General features: G+C 33.7%; 4 protein-coding genes. All 4 read left to right on the top strand.

Annotated features, from left to right (window positions below; genetic code table 11):
• The coding region (gene nirB / locus AABM47_RS05320; RefSeq protein ID WP_338409891.1) for a nitrite reductase large subunit NirB at positions 1–1,753 on the top strand (1,753 nt) is incomplete at its 5' end.
• Positions 1,754–1,872: 119 nt separating this feature from the next.
• On the top strand, positions 1,873–2,250 hold the full coding sequence (nirD, locus tag AABM47_RS05315) for a nitrite reductase small subunit NirD (RefSeq protein WP_338409890.1): 378 nt from the start codon (positions 1,873–1,875) through the stop codon (positions 2,248–2,250).
• Between the two features lie 9 nt (positions 2,251–2,259).
• On the top strand, positions 2,260–2,844 hold the full coding sequence (locus AABM47_RS05310; protein ID WP_338409889.1) for a DUF4202 domain-containing protein: 585 nt from the start codon (positions 2,260–2,262) through the stop codon (positions 2,842–2,844).
• Positions 2,845–2,859: 15 nt separating this feature from the next.
• Positions 2,860–3,430 (top strand): type IV pili methyl-accepting chemotaxis transducer N-terminal domain-containing protein (locus AABM47_RS05305; protein WP_338409888.1); only part of this gene is annotated, 571 nt, incomplete at its 3' end.

The raw sequence follows: 3,430 nt of genomic DNA, 5'->3' as shown, positions 1-3,430 counted from the left end.
CTGTGGATTAGATATGGGGGTTCGTGGCGGAATTGTGGTGAACAATAAAATGCAAACTTCAGATGAAAATATTTTTGCAATTGGTGAAGTTGCTTTGTACAACCAAATGATTTATGGTTTGGTAGCGCCTGGTTACGATATGGCAGGAGTTGCTGTGAATCAAATTATTGGAAACGTAGAGCATTTAATGCCAGATGATATTGATATGTCTACCAAATTAAAATTAATAGGAGTTGATGTAGCTAGTTTTGGAGAACCTTTTATGCCAGCATCAAAAGGGCATTCTATTATTTTTGAAAATAAAGCACAACATTTATATAAGAGAATTAATGTTAGTCATGATGGTAAAAAACTGTTAGGAGGAATTTTAGTTGGGGATGCATCAGACTATAATATGTTGCATCAAGTATTTTTAAACGGAATGAAAATCCCTGAAGATCCATCTCAATTAATTTTGCCCGCAAGTGAAGGAGGTTCCTCTTTTGGAAGCGTTTTAGATTTACCTGATACTGCCCAAGTTTGTTCTTGCGAAAGTATTAGTAAAGGCGATGTTTGTTGCTCAATTACAGAAGAAGGCTGCAATAATTTAGGCGATGTAATTACAAAAACCAAGGCAACAACTGGCTGTGGAGGTTGTAAGCCCATGGTTACCGATTTGGTTAATGAAACTTTAAAATCTTTAGGAAAAGAAGTAAAAGAAACCATTTGCGAACATTTTGATTATAACAGACAAGAATTATATGATTTGATGAAAGTGAGTAAAGTTTCTACTTATGATGAAACTTTAAATACTTTTGGGAAAGGCCATGGTTGCGAAACGTGTAAACCTTTAGTGGCTTCTATTTTTGCAACGGTAACGATGGAAACAGCCAATCGTCAGCCATCAATTCAAGATACAAATGATCGATTTTTGGCAAATATTCAAAGAAATGGAACGTATTCAGTAGTTCCAAGAGTGGCTGCTGGAGAAATTACGCCAGATCAATTAATTGTAATTGGAGAAGTTGCAAAAAAATACGATTTATACACTAAGATTACTGGTGGACAAAGAATAGATTTATTCGGAGCACAAGTGCATGAGCTGCCATTAATTTGGAAAGAATTAATTGCTGCTGGTTTTGAAAGTGGACATGCATATGGTAAATCGTTAAGAACTGTAAAAAGTTGCGTGGGTGCTACTTGGTGCAGATATGGGATGCACGAAAGTGTCACTTTTGCTATCGAAATTGAAAATAGATACCGAGGTTTACGTTCTCCTCATAAACTAAAAGGTGGGGTTTCTGGTTGCATTAGAGAGTGTGCAGAAGCAAGAGGTAAAGATTTTGGATTAATTGCTGTAGATGGTGGTTGGAATTTATATGTCTGTGGAAATGGAGGTGCAACTCCAAAACATGCTATTTTATTGGCAGAACAATTAGACGATGAAACGGTTGTAAAATACTTGGACCGCTTTTTAATGTTTTATATACGAACAGCTGGACCTTTAGTAAGAACAGCACCTTGGTTAGATAAGTTAGATGGCGGAATCGGCTATCTAAAACAAGTGATTATTGAAGATACTTTAGGAATTGCCCAAGATTTAGAAACTGAGATGCAGGGTCTTGTAAATCGATACGAATGTGAGTGGAAACAAGCCATAGAAAACGAAGAAGTAATGAAACGTTTTAAACATTTTGTAAATTCTGATGATACAGATGATACGATAGCGTTTGTGCCTATGCGAACTCAAAAAATGCCAAAAGCTTGGGTTTAGAGCAAGTAAGTTTGGAGTTTTTAGTTATTGGTAAACTGAAAAAGCAAGAAATAGGTTTTGTAAGTCTTTAAAAAACTTGTGGATATTAGAAAAAAAAAGACAGTTAAAAGCAAATAAAGATGCAAGAAGTAGTAGAGAAATATCAATCAGTTTTAGAAGAAAATGTAACCGAATGGTTTAAAGTTGGGAAGAAAACGGATTTTCCAGAAAATTCGGGGGCTTGCATTAAATATAAAACCAAGCAAATTGCTGTTTATAATTTTACAAGAACAGGCAAATGGTATGCCACTCAAAATTTATGTCCGCATAAAATGGAAATGGTTCTATCTTTGGGTATGATTGGTGATAAAGAAGGAATTCCCAAAGTTGCTTGCCCAATGCATAAAAAGAATTTTTCTTTAGAAGATGGATCAAGTTTAGGGGGTGAAGCGTTGAAAATTGCTACTTATCCTGTTAAAATTACTGAAGGAAATGTGTATATTGGCTTTTCAGAATAAAAAGAAAAAATGAAGCCATCAAGATTTGAAACAGCAATCGCATTAATAGATAAAAAGAATGCGGAAGACGTAAACACGTATAAAGTTGTAGACATAGAATACCCTAAAGAATTATTGTATTCTCAACGAATGACAAGAAAGTTGTTACAGTTTGAGCCGAATGCATCTAAAGCACTTCAAATTGCAGCAAGGGCACAACATATTTGTCGTTGGAAAATTCAGCGAAATGAATATCCAATGGATAAAGTTGGGTATTTTAAATGGCGAGAAACATTGAAAAAAATGCACGCAGCTATAGCAGGAGAAATTTTAGAACAAGTAGGTTTTGATGATCAGTTTGTAGACCGAGTTCAAAAAATTATTTTGAAAAAATTAATCAAAAAAAATGAAGAATCACAAGCATTAGAAGATACGATTTGTTTGGTTTTTTTAGATTATTATTTTGAAGAGTTTGCAGCCAAACATACCGATGAAAAGGTAATAGACATCTTAAAAAAAACATGGGTTAAAATGTCTGATAAAGGACATTCGGCGGCCTTAACACTTACTTTTTCTGATAAAAGTTTGGCGTTGGTAAAGCAAGCTATTTCATAATAAAACTAGTTAAAAATGATAAAAAACGGCAATTCATTAGACCAAAGAACGTTTGATAAATTAAGTCGTTTGTATATAATTGCTTTAAGTACCATTGCCCTTTCTGTGATAATTAGTCAGGTTTTAGTGCGAAATCATTTAGATACTCAAATAAGCGATTCGACGGTTATAAATGTTGCTGGTAGACAAAGAATGTTGAGTCAGAAATTAACCAAAGAAATTGTTTCTCTTTCTGTTTCTTCGGGTAAAAAAAACAGGGAAATACTTAAAAATAAAATTGAAGAAACGCTTTTTTTGTGGGAGTTGTCGCACAATTCACTACAAAATGGAAATGATAGTTTAGGACTTCCTAAAAAGAATAGTTTTACTATTTTAAGTAAGTTTAAAGGAATTAATCCTGTTTTTGATACCATTCAAAAAGCATCAAAATCACTTATAAAAAAAGTATCAGAAAATCCATTAATAGCGATGGATGTTTTGGCGGCAGACATCGAAAAAGTAATCAATAACGAAGCTTCTTTTTTATTGATGATGGATGAAATTGTAAATCAATATAACTTAGAAGCAGATGAAAAGGTCGCTTGGT

This window comes from uncultured Flavobacterium sp., from assembly GCF_963925415.1.
GTDB lineage: Bacteria > Bacteroidota > Bacteroidia > Flavobacteriales > Flavobacteriaceae > Flavobacterium.
Note: the sequence above shows the minus strand (reverse complement) of the source record. Positions and strands in the feature narration are given on the sequence as shown.